The organism is Citrobacter sp. Cb004 (assembly GCF_030337065.1).
In the GTDB taxonomy this organism is placed as follows: Bacteria; Pseudomonadota; Gammaproteobacteria; order Enterobacterales; family Enterobacteriaceae; genus Citrobacter; species Citrobacter braakii.
This window is the reverse complement of sequence record NZ_JAOWCH010000046.1, coordinates 171,976-188,417: the sequence shown is the minus strand read 5'-3', so window position 1 is coordinate 188,417 and position 16,442 is coordinate 171,976. Positions and strand designations below refer to the sequence as shown.

The 16,442-nt window shown below is 48.9% G+C and carries 16 protein-coding genes; 10 read left to right on the top strand and 6 right to left on the bottom strand.

Annotated elements, in window-relative coordinates:
* Window positions 1-14: 14 nt before the first annotated feature.
* The gene (locus OGV65_RS06080; protein ID WP_047498921.1) at window positions 15-1,298 is read right to left on the bottom strand and encodes a YeaH/YhbH family protein; all 1,284 of its coding nucleotides are present in this window, start codon (window positions 1,296-1,298) and stop codon (window positions 15-17) included.
* A gap of 123 nt (window positions 1,299-1,421) precedes the next feature.
* Window positions 1,422-3,356 carry a protein kinase YeaG gene (gene yeaG, locus OGV65_RS06075; protein WP_286454740.1) on the bottom strand — a complete coding sequence of 645 codons (1,935 nt, stop codon included), beginning with the start codon at window positions 3,354-3,356 and terminating at the stop codon, window positions 1,422-1,424.
* A 434-nt stretch (window positions 3,357-3,790) separates the two neighbouring features.
* Between yeaG and OGV65_RS06070 the strand changes: the two genes are divergently transcribed.
* From OGV65_RS06070 to OGV65_RS06055, 4 genes are all read left to right on the top strand, one after another.
* The gene (locus tag OGV65_RS06070) at window positions 3,791-4,537 is read left to right on the top strand and encodes a MipA/OmpV family protein (RefSeq protein WP_235116717.1); all 747 of its coding nucleotides are present in this window, start codon (window positions 3,791-3,793) and stop codon (window positions 4,535-4,537) included.
* Window positions 4,538-5,116: 579 nt separating this feature from the next.
* Window positions 5,117-5,359 (top strand): hypothetical protein, encoded by a 243-nt coding sequence (locus OGV65_RS06065; protein ID WP_019076610.1) that lies wholly within the window; start codon window positions 5,117-5,119, stop codon window positions 5,357-5,359.
* A gap of 10 nt (window positions 5,360-5,369) precedes the next feature.
* Complete coding sequence (locus tag OGV65_RS06060) at window positions 5,370-5,723, top strand: hypothetical protein (protein ID WP_016156306.1); 354 nt, start codon at window positions 5,370-5,372, stop codon at window positions 5,721-5,723.
* Between the two features lie 178 nt (window positions 5,724-5,901).
* Entirely contained in the window at window positions 5,902-6,756 is an 855-nt protein-coding gene (locus OGV65_RS06055; protein WP_047498916.1) for an aldo/keto reductase, read from the top strand.
* 95 nt (window positions 6,757-6,851) lie between these two features.
* Here the strand turns inward: OGV65_RS06055 and OGV65_RS06050 are convergent, their stop codons facing one another.
* Both OGV65_RS06050 and gapA read right to left on the bottom strand, forming a co-directional pair.
* Window positions 6,852-7,736, bottom strand: coding sequence for a D-hexose-6-phosphate mutarotase (locus OGV65_RS06050; RefSeq protein ID WP_131348412.1), 885 nt, complete (start codon window positions 7,734-7,736; stop codon window positions 6,852-6,854).
* A 199-nt stretch (window positions 7,737-7,935) separates the two neighbouring features.
* Entirely contained in the window at window positions 7,936-8,931 is a 996-nt protein-coding gene (gapA, locus tag OGV65_RS06045; protein ID WP_003030697.1) for a glyceraldehyde-3-phosphate dehydrogenase, read from the bottom strand.
* 341 nt (window positions 8,932-9,272) lie between these two features.
* Here gapA and msrB point away from each other — a divergent pair, with 341 nt between their 5' ends.
* Both msrB and OGV65_RS06035 read left to right on the top strand, forming a co-directional pair.
* Window positions 9,273-9,686: a peptide-methionine (R)-S-oxide reductase MsrB gene (gene msrB, locus OGV65_RS06040; RefSeq protein ID WP_049282061.1), complete on the top strand. Its 414-nt coding sequence runs from the start codon at window positions 9,273-9,275 to the stop codon at window positions 9,684-9,686.
* A 42-nt stretch (window positions 9,687-9,728) separates the two neighbouring features.
* A complete protein-coding gene (locus tag OGV65_RS06035; RefSeq protein ID WP_016152817.1) occupies window positions 9,729-10,004 on the top strand; it encodes a YeaC family protein in 276 nt (91 codons plus the stop codon).
* 44 nt (window positions 10,005-10,048) lie between these two features.
* Here OGV65_RS06035 and yajD read toward each other — a convergent pair whose 3' ends face one another.
* Together yajD and chiD are read right to left on the bottom strand one after the other, a co-directional pair.
* Window positions 10,049-10,393: an HNH nuclease YajD gene (gene yajD, locus OGV65_RS06030; RefSeq protein ID WP_003832478.1), complete on the bottom strand. Its 345-nt coding sequence runs from the start codon at window positions 10,391-10,393 to the stop codon at window positions 10,049-10,051.
* A gap of 93 nt (window positions 10,394-10,486) precedes the next feature.
* Window positions 10,487-11,740 carry a chitinase ChiD gene (gene chiD, locus OGV65_RS06025; RefSeq protein WP_286454739.1) on the bottom strand — a complete coding sequence of 418 codons (1,254 nt, stop codon included), beginning with the start codon at window positions 11,738-11,740 and terminating at the stop codon, window positions 10,487-10,489.
* A gap of 294 nt (window positions 11,741-12,034) precedes the next feature.
* Between chiD and OGV65_RS06020 the strand changes: the two genes are divergently transcribed.
* From OGV65_RS06020 to OGV65_RS06005, 4 genes are read left to right on the top strand one after another with little or no spacing between them, the layout of a single operon-like run.
* Window positions 12,035-13,111: a zinc-binding dehydrogenase gene (locus OGV65_RS06020; RefSeq protein ID WP_286454738.1), complete on the top strand. Its 1,077-nt coding sequence runs from the start codon at window positions 12,035-12,037 to the stop codon at window positions 13,109-13,111.
* A 27-nt stretch (window positions 13,112-13,138) separates the two neighbouring features.
* Window positions 13,139-14,518: an MFS transporter gene (locus OGV65_RS06015; protein WP_286454737.1), complete on the top strand. Its 1,380-nt coding sequence runs from the start codon at window positions 13,139-13,141 to the stop codon at window positions 14,516-14,518.
* Between the two features lie 17 nt (window positions 14,519-14,535).
* The gene (locus tag OGV65_RS06010; RefSeq protein WP_047498905.1) at window positions 14,536-15,579 is read left to right on the top strand and encodes an NAD(P)-dependent alcohol dehydrogenase; all 1,044 of its coding nucleotides are present in this window, start codon (window positions 14,536-14,538) and stop codon (window positions 15,577-15,579) included.
* A 24-nt stretch (window positions 15,580-15,603) separates the two neighbouring features.
* A complete protein-coding gene (locus OGV65_RS06005; protein ID WP_016152822.1) occupies window positions 15,604-16,440 on the top strand; it encodes a ketose-bisphosphate aldolase in 837 nt (278 codons plus the stop codon).
* Window positions 16,441-16,442 lie beyond the last annotated feature (2 nt).

Sequence of the window (16,442 nt, the reverse complement as noted above, 5' to 3'; positions counted from 1 at the left end):
TGGTGCTGATTCAGTTAATCTTTCACTGACGCGCCCTGTTTGTGAAAAAGCTCACGGAATACCGGATAAATATCATCCTGGTCGCGGATATGCTGCATCGCAAAGTTTTCAAACGTTGATTGCAGATGTTCGTATTCACGCCACAAGGTCTGGTGCGCGCGGCGGGTGATTTCGATATAGCTATAATATCGCACCATCGGCAGCAGTTTTTTCGCCAGAATCTCATGACACAACGGGGAATCATCCGCCCAGTTATCACCGTCCGAGGCCTGTGCGGCATAGATGTTCCACTGGGCTGGGTCGTAACGGTCTTTTACCACTTCATCCATTAACTTCAGCGCGCTGGAGACAATGGTTCCCCCGGTTTCCTGAGAGTAGAAGAACTCGTGCTCATCCACCTCTTTCGCCTGGGTATGGTGGCGAATATAAACCACTTCCACGTTTTTGTAGGTCCGACTCAAGAACAGATACAGCAAGATATAAAAACGCTTGGCCATATCTTTGGTCGACTGATCCATTGAACCGGAGACGTCCATCAGACAGAACATCACTGCCTGGCTGGAAGGATCGGGCCGTTTTTCATAATTCTTGTAGCGTAAATCAAAGGTGTCGATAAACGGCACGCGTTCGATTTTTGCCCGTAGTTCGGCAATCTCTTTGCGTAACCGTTCCTCTTCCAGCAACTGCGCTGGTTCACTTTTCGCGATGGTTTCCAGATCCGCTTCGAGCGCATGCAATTCGCGACGCTTACCTGCCGTCATCGCTGTGCGGCGCGCCAGTGAGTTTTGCAGGGAGCGCACCACGCTGATGTTGGCCGGCACGCCGTTAGAGGTGAAACCTGCCCGGTGCGTTTTGTACTCCGTTAACTGACGCTGCTGATTCTGCTTCAGGTTAGGAAGTGCTAAATCTTCGAACAACAGATCGAGATATTCATCTTTAGAGATCTGGAAGACGAACTCATCCTGACCCTCGCCATCCTGGCTGGCCTGGCCTTGTCCGCTTCCTGAACCACCGCCGCCGCCCTGCGGGCGTTCAATGCGGTCGTTCTGCACAAAATGGTCGTTACCCGGATGCACGCGATGGCGCAAGCCGCCACGCCCCTGATGGAACATCGGTTCGCTAATATCATCAGTCGGAATAGAGACAGATTCGCCGCTATCCACATCAGTCACCGAACGCTTGTTAATGGCCTCGGAGATCGACTGTTTAATTTGCGATTTATAACGGCGTAAGAAGCGCTGGCGGTTTACCGTGCTCTTGTTTTTGCCGTTAAGACGCCGGTCAATAAACCAGGTCATAAGCCCCCCGTACTGCATTTGCCAACTTTATGCTACATCAGTAACGCCGGATGCGCTGAGCATATCCGGCCTACGGATGTGTATTGTCGGCCCGGCAAGCGTATGCGCCTCCGGGCACTTATTTTAAGACGATTTACGTACGCGCAAATACCATTCGCACAGTAAACGCACCTGTTTACGCGTGTAGCCTTTTTCCATCATCCGGTCGACAAAATCGTCGTGTTTTTTCTGCTCGTCAGTTGAGGTTTTTGCGTTGAACGAAATGACCGGCAGCAGCTCCTCGGTATTGGAGAACATTTTCTTCTCAATGACCGTGCGCAGTTTTTCGTAACTGGTCCAGTTTGGATTGCGACCGCTGTTATTCGCTCTGGCACGCAGAACAAAGTTGACGATCTCGTTACGGAAATCTTTGGGGTTACTGATACCCGCCGGTTTCTCAATTTTCTCCAGTTCTGAGTTCAACGACTCGCGGTCAAACAGCTGACCGGTATCCGGGTCGCGATACTCCTGATCCTGAATCCAGAAATCCGCATAAGTGACATAACGGTCGAAAATGTTTTGTCCATATTCGGAATAGGATTCGAGATAAGCCGTCTGGATCTCTTTGCCAATGAACTCAGCATATTTCGGGATCAGATAGCCTTTCAGGAACTCAAGATAACGTTCTGCCAGATCCTGCGGGAACTGTTCGCGCTCGATTTGCTGCTCCAGTACGTAGAACAGATGCACCGGGTTAGCTGCCACTTCGGCGTGGTCAAAGTTAAAGACGCGTGAGAGGATCTTAAACGCGAAACGCGTGGAAAGACCGTTCATTCCCTCATCGACCCCGGCGTAATCCCGATACTCTTGATAGGACTTCGCTTTTGGATCGGTATCTTTCAGGCTTTCCCCATCGTAAACGCGCATCTTCGAGTAAATGCTCGAGTTCTCAGGTTCTTTCAGGCGAGAAAGAATGGTAAAGCGAGAGAGCGTTTCCAGCGTGCCCGGTGCGCAAGGCGCATGGGTCAGCTCACTGTGGTTAAGCAGTTTTTCGTAAATTTTGATCTCTTCGGAGATCCGCAGGCAATAAGGCACTTTGACGATGTAAACACGGTCAAGGAACGCCTCATTGTTTTTATTATTACGGAACGTCACCCATTCGGACTCGTTCGAGTGGGCAAGAATAATTCCGTTAAACGGCAGGGCAGAGATACCTTCTGTCCCGTTGTAGTTTCCTTCCTGGGTTGCGGTCAGCAGAGGATGCAGCACTTTAATCGGTGCTTTAAACATCTCAACGAACTCCATTATCCCCTGGTTTGAGCGGCACAGTGCGCCCGAATAACCGTAGGCATCAGGATCGTTCTGGGCGTGGTGTTCGAGTTTACGAATATCCACTTTCCCGACCAGCGCAGAGATATCCTGGTTGTTTTCATCACCAGGTTCCGTTTTGGCGATAGCGATCTGCTCCAGAATAGACGGCCAGACTTTGACAACGAGGAATTTTGTAATGTCCCCGCCAAAATCATGCAGACGTTTTGCAGCCCAGGGCGACATGATCGTACCGAGATAACGACGCGGGATCCCATACTCTTTTTCCAGGATCTGCGCGTCTTCCTGTGGGTTAAACAGGCATAACGGATGATCGTTTACCGGGCTACGCTCGCCGTTGGCGCTCAGGACATAAATCGGTACTCGCTGCATCAGCGACTTCAGCCGCTCAGCAAGAGATGATTTCCCCCCTCCCACAGGCCCCAGCAGATACAGAATCTGCTTCTTCTCTTCCAGACCCTGAGCCGCATGCTTCAAATAAGAAACAATCTGCTCAATGGCCTCTTCCATGCCATAAAACTCTTCAAAAGCGGGGTATCGTGCGATCACCCGATTCGAAAAGAGTCGAGAAAGACGAGGTTCGTGGGCAGTGTCGACCATGACAGGCTCACCAATAGCCATTAATAGCCGCTCTGCCGCATTGGCATAAGCGCTGCGATCTTGCCGACAAGTGGTAAGAAACTCCTGCAGCGTGAACTCTTCGTCCTTGGCAGCTTCATAACGCTGGCGATAGTGATCGAATATATTCATGGTATGCCGTCCTTTCGTTTTTTTAGCACATGTTAAGAGCCGTTCATATGAATAGTAGAGGCCCCTGAAGAGGTAAACTGAACGACGTCGCTGCTGAAGAAATAAGCAACTCTCATGCCATTGTGGTGGTCAGGAGATCAACGTATTCGGTGATACACCTTCTAAAATTAAGCGTAGATGGCATTTGCAAAACTTGCCTGTGTGCGCAAATGAATTTCAATGGCATATCAATAACTCATCAGCAAAAAAAGCACATCTTTTGTAAATAAATGGGGCAGGATTCATGCAGTGTTCACTGTCCTGCAAGCAAAATGTCATCACTCGCTGAGAAATTAGGGGGTTACATTCTGGGGTGAATCCGTAAAATAGTTGGGCTGAAGCGTATTAACGGTTAAACTTTGACCGCTACACATTTAAATAAGGAATTATTGACTGTGACCAAACTCAAACTTCTGGCACTTAGCGTGCTTATTGCCACTTCCGCTAACGTCGCACAGGCAGAGAGCAACCTGACGCTGGGCGCAGGCGTTGGTGTGGTTGAGCACCCTTACAAAGATTACGACAGTGACGTTTACCCGGTCCCGGTGGTGAGTTATGAAAGCGATAACTTCTGGTTCCATGGTCTGGGCGGTGGTTACTACCTGTGGAATGACGATACCGATAAGCTGTCGGTGATGGCCTATTGGTCGCCAATGTACTTCAAACCGGGTGACAGCGACGACAACCGTCTGCGTAGTCTGGATAAACGTAAGAGCACCATGATGGCTGGCCTTTCTTACATTCACAACACGCAATACGGTTTCCTGCGTACCAGCCTTGCAGGGGACACGCTGGATAACAGCAATGGTATTGTATGGGATCTGGCGTGGTTATACCGCTATACCAATGGCGGTTTGACGTTGACTCCGGGGATTGGTGTCGAGTGGAACAGTGAAAACCAGAATGAATACTATTATGGTGTTTCACGCCATGAATCTGCCCGTAGCGGCTTGCGTAGCTACGATCCTGAAAGCTCCTGGAACCCGTATCTGGAGCTCAGCGCAAACTATAACTTCCTGGGCAACTGGAGCGTATACGGTACTGCGCGTTATACCCGCCTGTCTGATGAAGTGACAGACAGCCCGATGGTGGACAAATCCTGGACGGGTCTGATTTCAACGGGTGTTACCTACAAGTTCTGATACCACTGTGTGTCAAACACTCGCCCGCAGAGATGCGGGCTTTTTTGTGCATATCAGAGATGAATATTGATCCAAAACATGTGATTTGATTTTTTGTGCTGTTTTGGCATTACATCGGCCGCAACAAATAGTTAACGTATTTTTCCTGCCGCAATTACCAAAATTAAACCTGTTGTTTGATGAGACTGAAATCTATTCGTTTGTGAATGGAAGAGTATCTGTACAGTTTCACGAATCATTGTTCTGGGAGAGTGATTTCTGGTTGCGCAATATATTGATAATATTCTATTTTATAATCACGGTATAATTTTATCGTGAAACTCTCGCCACTAAAAATAGCAAGATAACTATTTTATTATTTTTGTGTAACGATGAAAGTTAACTTTCATTTGAAAAAAATAAAATCATTAAGTTAATTTTTATTTTACATCTTTTAGGTATTTATCTGAAAAAATTAAAATTGACATTAAATAAGCGATTGCAGATATTACTCCAACTTAATAAGTAAAGACAGTAACGCTGCATGGCTCTGATATTAAATGTCATGTGGTTTTCTTGCGAATAAACCTGGTAGAGATAATGAAAAAGTTAATCATGATAGCAGTGATGGGTGGGATTCTGACGGGATGTTCCACCGAGGCTTCACGCATGAGTGCTTGCGAAAGCAAGGGCGTGAGCCGCGATGCCTGCTATATCGCTGAGCAAAACCGTCAGGCGACAATCAATGCCGTAGCTGAAAAACAAGCTATGGAGAACGCGCAAAACGTATATAACTCAAATGATACTAATTCCAGTCATCACCACAAACACAATAATTATTAAGGTGTAACTTATGAAGAAATTAATAATTATCGCTGCACTGGTCGCAACATCTGCGGCTGCACCAGCCTATGCCATCAGCGAGGCTTACCGTCAGCAGTTACAGCATGAACATAAAACGATGGTCAGCGATGCTAATGCTCCGGTGCACGCCAGTAAAATCACACCCGTGCATGTGAATAAACTGGGCGTAGACTTTAAACGTGGCGCTGATGGTATTGCTTATATTAATGGCAAAGCTGCGGCAAATGATGAGAACAATGCAGATGCTCAGTCTTATAGCGCGGGCTTGATTTCCGTCATTGTCTATAAAAATGGGAAAATTAACGCGATGAAAGAGGGGAAATATTTAGGTCGCTTAAAATAACCGCAGTGCAGTTAAGATTTTCTGTCATTCGGCCCGGGAGCATTGTTTGTTCCCGGTTTTTTTATTGCCGTTGCCATAGCGGTCAACTTCCAATCTTAGAAGGTGCAATTTGTGCACCCTAACAGGACACATGCCAGTTGTTTTGCTTTACTGTGGTGCATTAACACAGGAGGGTGCAATGACAGCGAAACAGGTGATGTTTACAAAGCAGGTATCGCTGCCTGCTATTGGGCAGGGAACATGGTACATGGGCGAGGATCCTGGCCGACGCCGGGAAGAGGTTTCAGCGCTGCGGGCTGGTCTGGATCTCGGTCTGCGGTTGATTGATACCGCCGAAATGTATGCAGATGGTGCAGCGGAAGAGGTAGTGGGTGAAGCATTAACCGGGCGTCGTGATAGCGCTTTTTTAGTCTCGAAAGTATACCCCTGGAATGCCGGTGGTCAGAAAGCCATTGCCGCCTGTGAAGCGAGCCTGCGTCGACTAAAAACCGATTATCTGGATCTCTATTTGCTCCACTGGACGGGCAGTTTTTCATTTGCTGAGACCGTTGATGCCATGGAAGCACTCATTGCGCAGGGGAAAATCCGCCGCTGGGGCGTCTCTAATCTCGATTACGATGACATGCAGGCGTTATGGCAAGTCACTGGTGGGCGGGAATGTGCCACTAACCAGGTGCTTTATCATTTAGCATCGCGCGGTATTGAATATGATTTACTGCCGTGGTGCCAGCAGCAGCAGATGCCGGTCATGGCTTACAGTCCGCTGGCTCAGGCGGGGCGATTGCGCGGTGACTTGCTTTCTCACTCTGTGGTGAACGACATCGCGCACGCGCACAATGTTAGTGCTGCGCAGATTTTGCTGGCATGGGTGATTCGTCTGCCGGGCGTGATGGCGATTCCAAAAGCGGCAAGCGTAGCGCATGTCGAACAAAATGCCGCCGCGCTGGAGATAACGCTCTCAGTTGATGAGCTGAAGCAGTTAGATAAGGCATATCCAGCGCCAAAGGGTAAAACGGCGCTGGATATGGCCTGATTTGCCGAATGGCGATGCTCACGCTTCTTATCCGGCCAACGCAATGTTTGGTAGGCCGGATAAGGCGCAAGCTCCGTCAGGCTACAGACACAATTTTAGCGTTTAGCAACGCGGATAGTTTGTGCCAGGCGTGATGGTTTTTCTTCGCGGGTTTTCTGCGGCGCGGTCGCGTAAGCCGTCTCTACGCAAACAAACGTTTTATAGCCGTCATCCGGCATGTCGCCCATGCTAACGGACAGCGCCGGACCCGGGTTCCAGCCCACGACATTCAGATGGTGATGATGGACGACGTCGATATTGCGGTTGAGCGCATCATCATGGATAACGCTGCACGCTTGCGGATTCAGATAGACACGATCGGTGCGGTCCGGGAAGGTCTGGATACCATCAGCCAGCACATCTTCTTTAGCATCATTCACTTTGTCGATCAGGCGATCGCCAAGTCCACTGACTTTTACTGCCGCAATGTCACCGACGTTGAAATAGGTATGCAGCGCAGAGGTGGTTTCAAATTCACCGTGGGCTTCCAGTTCCATTTCACAGGTGGCACCTACTTTGAAACGGGCCAGCAGGCAGAACTCGTGCGGCCATAGCTGACGCGTTTCAGCGTTGCTTTGCAATTCAAACGTTAGCGCCACGCCATTGTCGTCTTCGTTGTGCGCTTTCAGCGTCCATGGCAGGTTGCGGGCAAAACCATGAGAAGGCAGGCCCTGCTGAGCAGCCGGACCAAACCACGGCCAGCAAATTGGTACGCCGCCACGCAGCGCTACGCCGGTTTTAAACGGGGTATTGTTACTTAGCCACAGGACTTCCTCTTCGCCGTTGGGTTTCCAGGAAAGAAGATGTGCGCCCTGCAGTGCGAAAGATGCTTTAACCTGTGGATGATCGACCACAAGAATCTCAAGTTCATCAAGCTGGCGGCGGGAGAGGACCGGGGTAATTTGTTCGATTACCGGAAGTGCAAAAATTTTATTAATCATTATGCAATCCTTTTTTTTACCCTAAATAATTCGAGTTGCAGGACGGCGGCAAGTGAACGATCCCGATGAGCTTACAGAAGTAAGTGATTCGGGTGAGAGAGCATTGCCAACACACCGGTAACTTGAAGTATGACGGGTATCTTCAGGCAAAAAAAAGAGCGACCTGAGTCGCTCTTACAGATTACTGTTTCATCTCAACTTATTTGGAGATGTGAGCAATCAGGTCCAGAACTTTGTTGGAGTAGCCGGTTTCGTTGTCGTACCAGGATACCAGTTTCACGAAGTTGTCGTTCAGTGCGATACCAGCTTTAGCATCGAACACGGAAGTGCAAACTTCACCGTTGAAATCGGTAGATACTACGTCGTCTTCGGTGTAACCCAGAACGCCTTTCATCGGGCCTTCGGAAGCAGCTTTGATTGCTTTCTTAATTTCTTCGTAAGAAGCAGCTTTTTCCAGACGAACGGTCAGGTCAACAACAGATACGTTCGGGGTAGGAACGCGGAACGCCATACCAGTCAGTTTGCCGTTCAGTTCTGGCAGTACTTTACCTACAGCTTTAGCAGCACCGGTAGAGGACGGGATGATGTTCTGGGATGCGCCGCGGCCGCCGCGCCAGTCTTTGTGAGACGGGCCATCAACGGTTTTCTGAGTAGCGGTGGTCGCGTGAACAGTAGTCATCAGACCTTCGATGATGCCGAAGTTGTCGTTGATAACTTTAGCCAGCGGAGCCAGGCAGTTAGTGGTGCAGGAAGCGTTAGAAACGATGTCCTGACCTTCGTATTTGTCAAAGTTAGCGCCTTTAACAAACATCGGAGTGTTATCTTTGGACGGACCAGTCAGAACCACTTTTTTCGCGCCAGCAGTGATGTGCTTACGAGCGGTTTCATCTGTCAGGAACAGGCCAGTAGCTTCAGCTACTACGTCAACACCAACTTCGTCCCATTTCAGGTTAGCCGGATCACGTTCAGCGGTAACACGGATTTTTTTACCGTTCACGATCAGATGACCGTCTTTCACTTCAACGGTACCGTTGAAACGGCCGTGAGTGGAGTCATATTTCAGCATGTAAGCCATGTAGTCAGCGTCTAACAGGTCGTTGATTGCAACGATCTCGATGTCAGAGCGTTCTTGAGCAGCACGGAAAACAATGCGACCGATACGGCCAAAACCGTTGATACCTACTTTGATAGTCATATATTCCACCAGCTATTTGTTAGTGAATAAAAGGTTGCCTGTAAAATTACAAAAACCTTACGCAGCGTCAAGCGGAATCGTGTCAATCATTGCGACAAATCAATCTGCTGCTTAAGCTTTGCGCAACTGACTCGCCTCACTCTTCCTTTGGGCTTGAAACCACATGGGGTCGGCGGCCCGAATTTTAAAGGGCAATCAAGATAAAAACGTGATTGTGATCACGAATTGCAGGCTGCCATTTCGCACGGATCAAGTTTAGAACAAAAGTTCGCACTCTGGTGTTAATGTTTTGTTAGAATCTGTCTCGCGATGTGAGTTTAGATAAAGCGAGATGTGAGCAAATGGCTAATCAACCTTCTCCAGAAGAACTAAAAAAAAATTTAACCGAAATGCAGTTCTACGTGACGCAGAATCACGGGACAGAACCGCCATTTACCGGACGTTTGCTGCACAACAAGCGTGACGGAATCTACCACTGTTTGGTCTGTGACAAACCGCTATTTCGTTCCGAGACAAAATATGACTCTGGCTGCGGCTGGCCCAGCTTTTACGAGCCTGTCAGCGCAGAGTCTATCCGTTACATTAAAGATACTTCACACGGTATGCAGCGCATTGAAATCCGCTGTGGTAACTGTGATGCGCATCTGGGGCACGTTTTCCCGGATGGTCCGCAACCTACCGGTGAACGTTACTGCGTTAACTCAGCCTCTTTGAACTTCACCGATGGTGAAAACGGTGAGCAGACCAAAGGCTGAAGAAACGATTCAGCAAATTATTCTACGGAGAGTGGATTTAACATGAATCTTGATGAGATGATCAACAGCATGACGCCGGAAGTTTATCAGCGCTTATCAACTGCCGTTGAACTCGGAAAATGGCCGGATGGCGTGGCGCTAACGGCAGAACAAAAAGAGAACTGCTTACAGCTGGTGATGTTATGGCAGGCGCGAAACAATATTGACGCGCAGCATATGACGATTGATACCAACGGTGAGATGGTGATGAAGAGTAAGCAGCAGTTGAAAGTGGAGTTTGGTATTACGCCCGAACCCATTGCGACGTTTAAATCCTGATTACTCAGGCCCGGCAAACATCTATGTCGGGCCCGCAGTTGAAGTTATTTCTTGTTCATCATCGCCTTCAGATCGGCGAACGGATTATATTTCGCTTCGCCCACCGCTTTCTGCGCATCTTCGCCTGCAACCACCGTTGAACCATACTGGTCCGCTTCCGTATATTTGGAATGTTCGTGATCGTGGCAGTACAGGCACAACATTTCCCAGTTGCTACCATCTTCCGGGTTATTGGAGTGATCGTGATCGATATGGTGTACCGTCAATTCGCGCAAATTTGAGTACACGAACTCACGGGAACAACGTCCGCAGACCCAGGGGAAGAGTTTAAGCGCCTTTTCCCGGTAACCGACTTCCAGACGGGCGTAATTTTTAGGGATAAAAGCCATAAAGCTCATGCCTCCAGTAGAAAATGAAAAGCTGCGCCAAAAGCTGGCGCAGCAGAATGCGATAATCATAACCTATTGTGTCAGGCGTTGGGATCAGTGTTTGATGCCTAACGAATCGGCTAACTGCTTCGCCAACTGGTTTTGGTCATCCGCACCGTATTCCCAGAACATGGCGCCTCCCAGCCCCTTGCTCTTGATGTAGTCAGCCTTGATCGCTACCGAGCGCGGGTTTTCATAAGAGAGGGCAAAGAGCGCTTTTCCATCCACAGACTGCACTGACAGCCACGGTACTTTTGCTTCATCATCCCAATGCTGGCTAAAGCGCTTCTGCGGATCGTTGATCAATTTCGCCACGATATCGTTGTACTTCACATAGGTATCTTTGCTCAGATCGACGCCCAGTGATTTGAACAATTCAATTTGCGCGGGCCCGAAATAGGGCTGGGTAACAGGATTTTTCTGTGCGTCAGGTTTGCTCCAGTCAATGCCTGGCTCAACAGCGCGTTTCGGTACGCGACCATAAAAACCAATGCCCAGGTTCATCTGACTCGCTTTTAGACCGGCAGCAAGATAGTTGTTGACCACAAAATCAGCGCTGTACTTATCCGCCGCGGCGACTGTCGGCCATTGTGTCGAATCGTACAGGTTCGAGTTGAAATACTGCGTACCGTAAGCCATGTCATAGGTCATCAGGTTTATGTAGTCGAGCGATGGCGCAATGGCTTTCACATCCACCCAGCTTTTCGGGCTTTCCGCATTTGCGCCCACGGCGATAGTCAGTAGTTTTTTATGCCCCAATTCGGCGCGGAGCTCTTTTAACAGCGCGGTAAAGTTAGCTCGGTCGGCCGGTTGACTTTCGACCAGTCCCCAGGCGCCGTTGACCGGGTATTCCCAGTCGAGGTCGATGCCATCAATGCCATATTTCGCAATTATCTCCTGAGCAGACTGAATAAACACCGCGCGCGATTCTTTCGTTGCTGCCGCGCCGGAGAATCCACGTGCCCCCCAACCACCGACGGAAAGCAATACTTTCAGGTTCGGATTTTGTTTACGCAGCTGTGGAATTTTCAGTAAATCATCCTGCACTTTCGGTGAAAGCCAAATCTGATGCAGCTTGCCGGCGTCTTTTAAGGCGTCATTGGTCTCGTCTTTTTCGTTGTTGTAGACAAGGCCAAACGAATAGTTGAGATGGGTTATCTGACGAACATCCAGTTTATTGATGTCGCCACCAGGACCGGCAGTGACGTCGCCGCCACCATTGAAGTAGCCAACTGACATCAGTGAACTGGCGGAAACAACGCTGGCGCAAAGCAGGGGTAATGCTGCCAACAAAGGCAATAGTTTCATCGGTGTTCCTCTTTGACATTTAAACAAGCAAACACGCCACGGAAATGGCGTGGCGAAAAAAACAGCACCTGCAGGTTAACAGTTTCATAACAGGAAAAATGCGAAGGTGTTCACGTCATTTTAACCAAGCGGCTGCTGTGTCTTTGGCTTTCAATTCATCTTGGCACTTATTTGTGATCTAAGTTGTGAAATGCAGATCACAATCTGTGTTTTAAAGATTTTGTGTTGACCTCAAAAATTATATGGATAAGTATGATGCCAGGTGATGCAAAACTAAACACAAAGGAAAATTCAATGAAAGCACTGGCAAGATTTGGCAAGAGCTTTGGCGGCTACAAGATGATTGATGTCCCGGAACCGATATGCGGCCCGGATGACGTAGTGATTGAAATCAAGGCGGCAGCTATCTGCGGCGCGGACATGAAACACTACAATGTCGACAGTGGGTCCGACCAGTTCAATTCGATTCGTGGTCACGAATTTGCCGGCCAAATTGTGCAGGTTGGCGATAAGGTTAAGGACTGGAAAGTCGGTCAGCGAGTGGTTTCTGACAACAGCGGGCACGTCTGCGGCGTTTGTCCGTCTTGCGAACAAGGTAATTTTCTTTGTTGTACAGAAAAGGTGAATTTAGGTCTGGATAACAATACCTGGGGAGGGGGGTTTTCGAAATACTGTCTGGTCCCTGGGGAGATCCTCAAAATTCACCGTCATGCGCTGTGGGAAATCCCAACAGGCGTTGATTATGAAGAGGCGGCTGTACTCGATCCCATCTGCAATGCCTACAAATCTATCGCCCAGCAATCCAAATTTCTTCCGGGTCAGGATGTGGTGGTTTTTGGTACCGGCCCGCTGGGACTTTTTTCGGTACAAATGGCGCGCATTATGGGGGCCGTTAATATCGTGATGGTCGGGCTGGAAGACGATGTCGCGGTACGTTTCCCGATAGCCAAAGAAATGGGGGCCACGGCTGTCGTCAACGGTTCAACCGAAGATGTGGTCGCACGTTGTCAGGAGATCTGCGGGAAAGACAATCTGGGACTGGTCATCGAATGTTCTGGTGCCAATATTGCCCTGAAACAATCTATCGAAATGCTGCGTCCTAACGGTGAAGTCGTCCGCGTGGGGATGGGCTTCAAACCTCTCGATTTTTCTATTAACGACATCACTGCGTGGAATAAAAGCATCATTGGTCATATGGCCTACGATTCCACTTCCTGGCGCAATGCTATTCGCCTGCTCGCTAGCGGTGCGATAAAAGTCAAACCGATGATCACTCACCGTATCGGCTTATCGCAATGGCGAGAAGGTTTTGACGCGATGGTCGATAAGACCGCGATTAAGGTCATCATGACCTACGACTTTGATGAATAACCCCATTTATTAAAGGAAGGTTCCCGGATGGAACAGATAGCAAAACCGCACTGCGGCGCGAGGTTGGACAGGCTGCCTGACTGTCGCTGGCATACGTCTATGTTTGCCATGGTTGCCTTCGGATTACTGGTTTGCTGGAGTAATGCCGTCGGCGGATTAATTCTCGCGCAATTAAAAGAACTTGGCTGGACTGATAATTCCACCACCGCCACATTCTCTGCCATTACGACGGCTGGAATGTTTCTCGGTGCGCTCGGTGGGGGAATTATTGGCGATAAGATCGGGCGTAAAAATGCATTTATTCTGTATGAAGCGATTCATATTATTTCTATGATCGTTGGTGCGTTTTCACCCAATATGACCTTCCTGATCGCCTGTCGTTTTGTGATGGGAGTTGGATTAGGCGCGCTGCTGGTCACCTTATTTGCCGGGTTTACCGAATATATGCCTGGCAGAAATCGTGGCACCTGGTCGAGTCGGGTCTCGTTTATCGGCAACTGGTCTTATCCGCTCTGTTCACTGATCGCGATGGGGCTGACGCCACTTATCAGCGCGGAATGGAACTGGCGCGTACAGTTGTTGATTCCTGCGGTGCTGTCGCTCATAGCAACTGTTATTGCCTGGCGCAGTTTCCCTGAGTCGCCTCGCTGGCTGGAGTCTCGCGGGCGCTACCAGGAAGCCGAAAAGGTGATGCGGGCAATTGAAGAAGGTGTTATTCGACAGACCGGTAAGCCTCTTCCGCCAGTCCTGATAAAGGATGATGGCAAACAACCTCGTTCTGTACCGTACTCCGCCTTATTAACAGGTGTATTGCTGAAGCGGGTTATTTTGGGTTCTTTTGTTCTGATTGCCATGAACGTCGTTCAGTACACCTTAATTAACTGGCTACCGACAATATTTATGACCCAGGGTATTAATCTGAAAGACTCCATTGTCTTAAATACCATGAGCATGTTCGGTGCGCCATTTGGGATTTTTATCGCCATGCTGGTAATGGATAAAATTCCGAGAAAAACAATGGGGGTGGGGTTATTAGTGTTAATTGCTGTGCTGGGTTATATCTATTCGCTGCAAACCAGTATGCTGCTAATTACATTAATAGGTTTTTTCCTGATTACTTTTGTTTATATGTATGTTTGTTATGCCTCCGCTGTATACGTTCCGGAAATATGGCCGACCGAAGCGAAACTTCGCGGTTCGGGACTGGCCAACGCTGTCGGGCGTGTCAGTGGTATCGCCGCACCTTATGCAGTCGCAGTATTACTTAATGGTTACGGCGTGACAGGGGTGTTTGTACTGCTAGGTGCGGTCTCCATTATTGTCGCCATTGCCATTGCTACCATCGGAATTGAAACCAAAGGCGTCTCTGTCGAAAGTCTCGGGATTGATGCAGTTACCAGCAAATAATATTGACGGGAAATAAAATGAAAAACTCGAAAGCGATATTAAAAACGCCGGGCACGATGAAAATTATCGCCGCCGATATTCCGGTGCCCAATGAGCATGAAGTGCTGATCAAAGTTGAATACGTTGGGATTTGCGGTTCAGATGTTCACGGTTTTGAATCAGGTCCTTTTATTCCGCCGAAAGATCCTAATCAGGAAATTGGTTTGGGGCATGAATGCGCCGGTACGGTGGTGGCGGTAGGGAACCGTGTAACCAAATTTAAACCGGGTGATCGGGTGAATATTGAACCCGGTGTACCGTGCGGTCACTGCCGCTACTGCCTGGAAGGGAAATATAATATCTGCCCGGACGTCGATTTTATGGCTACGCAGCCCAACTACCGCGGCGCGCTAACCCACTATCTGTGTCATCCGGAGAGTTTCACTTACAAATTGCCCGATAACATGGACACCCTGGAAGGTGCGCTGGTGGAGCCAGCGGCGGTGGGTATGCATGCTGCAATGCTGGCAGACGTTAAACCGGGTAAGAAAATCGTCATTCTTGGGGCGGGGTGTATTGGTTTAATGACTTTGCAGGCGTGTAAATGTTTGGGCGCAACTGAGATCGCGGTGGTTGATGTGCTGGAAAAACGTCTGGCGATGGCTGAACAACTCGGGGCGACAACCGTTATAAACGGTGCAAAAGAGGACACCATTGTCCGCTGCCAGCAGTTCTCTGGCGATATGGGCGCGGACATTGTTTTCGAAACTGCCGGTTCAGCCATAACCGTTAAGCAGGCGCCGTATCTGGTGATGCGCGGCGGGAAAATCATGATCGTTGGTACAGTACCTGGTGATTCCGCAATTAATTTCCTCAAAATTAACCGTGAAGTGTCTATTCAGACTGTTTTCCGTTACGCCAACCGCTATCCGGTTACTATTGAAGCCATATCCTCCGGTCGGTTCGATGTGAAATCGATGGTGACGCATATTTACGATTATGCAGATGTTCAGCGCGCGTTTGATGAATCCGTTAATAACAAAAGCGAAATTATTAAAGGCGTAATTAAAGTAAATCATTAATTTATCGAAAAGGGAGAAATAACTATGCTGGCAGATATTAAATATTGGGAAAATGATGCCCAAAATAAACATTATGCGATTGCTCACTTCAACGTGTGGAATGCGGAAATGCTAATGGGGGTGATTGATGCGGCGGAAGAATCGAAATCGCCGGTGATTATCTCTTTCGGTACTGGTTTTGTGGGTAATACCTCGTTCGAAGATTTTTCGCACATGATGGTTTCAATGGCTAAAAAGGCCTCGGTTCCAGTTATTACCCACTGGGATCACGGACGTAGCATGGAGATTATCCATAACGCCTGGACTCATGGTATGAATTCGCTGATGCGTGATGCCTCTGCCTTTGATTTCGAAGAGAATATTCGTCTGACAAAAGAGGCCGTGGATTTTTTCCATCCGCTGGGTGTGCCGGTCGAAGCTGAGCTGGGCCATGTGGGCAATGAAACGGTGTACGAAGAAGCGCTGGCGGGTTATCACTATACCGATCCGAACCAGGCGGCGGAATTTGTCGAGCGTACCGGCTGCGATTCTCTGGCGGTGGCGATTGGTAACCAGCACGGCGTCTATACCTCAGAGCCGAAACTGAATTTCGACGTGGTTAAACGCGTGCGGGAAGCCGTATCCGTGCCACTGGTGTTGCATGGTGCGTCGGGTATCAGCGATGCGGATATCAAAAAAGCCATTTCATTAGGTATCTCTAAAATCAACATTCATACCGAACTGTGCCAGGCTGCCATGGTGGCAGTGCAGGAGAACCAGAATCAGCCCTTCCTGCACGTTGAACGTGAAGTTCGCAAAGCGGTAAAAGAGCGCGCGCTGGAGAAAATTAAATTGTTTGGTTCTGACGGTAAAGCGGAATGACA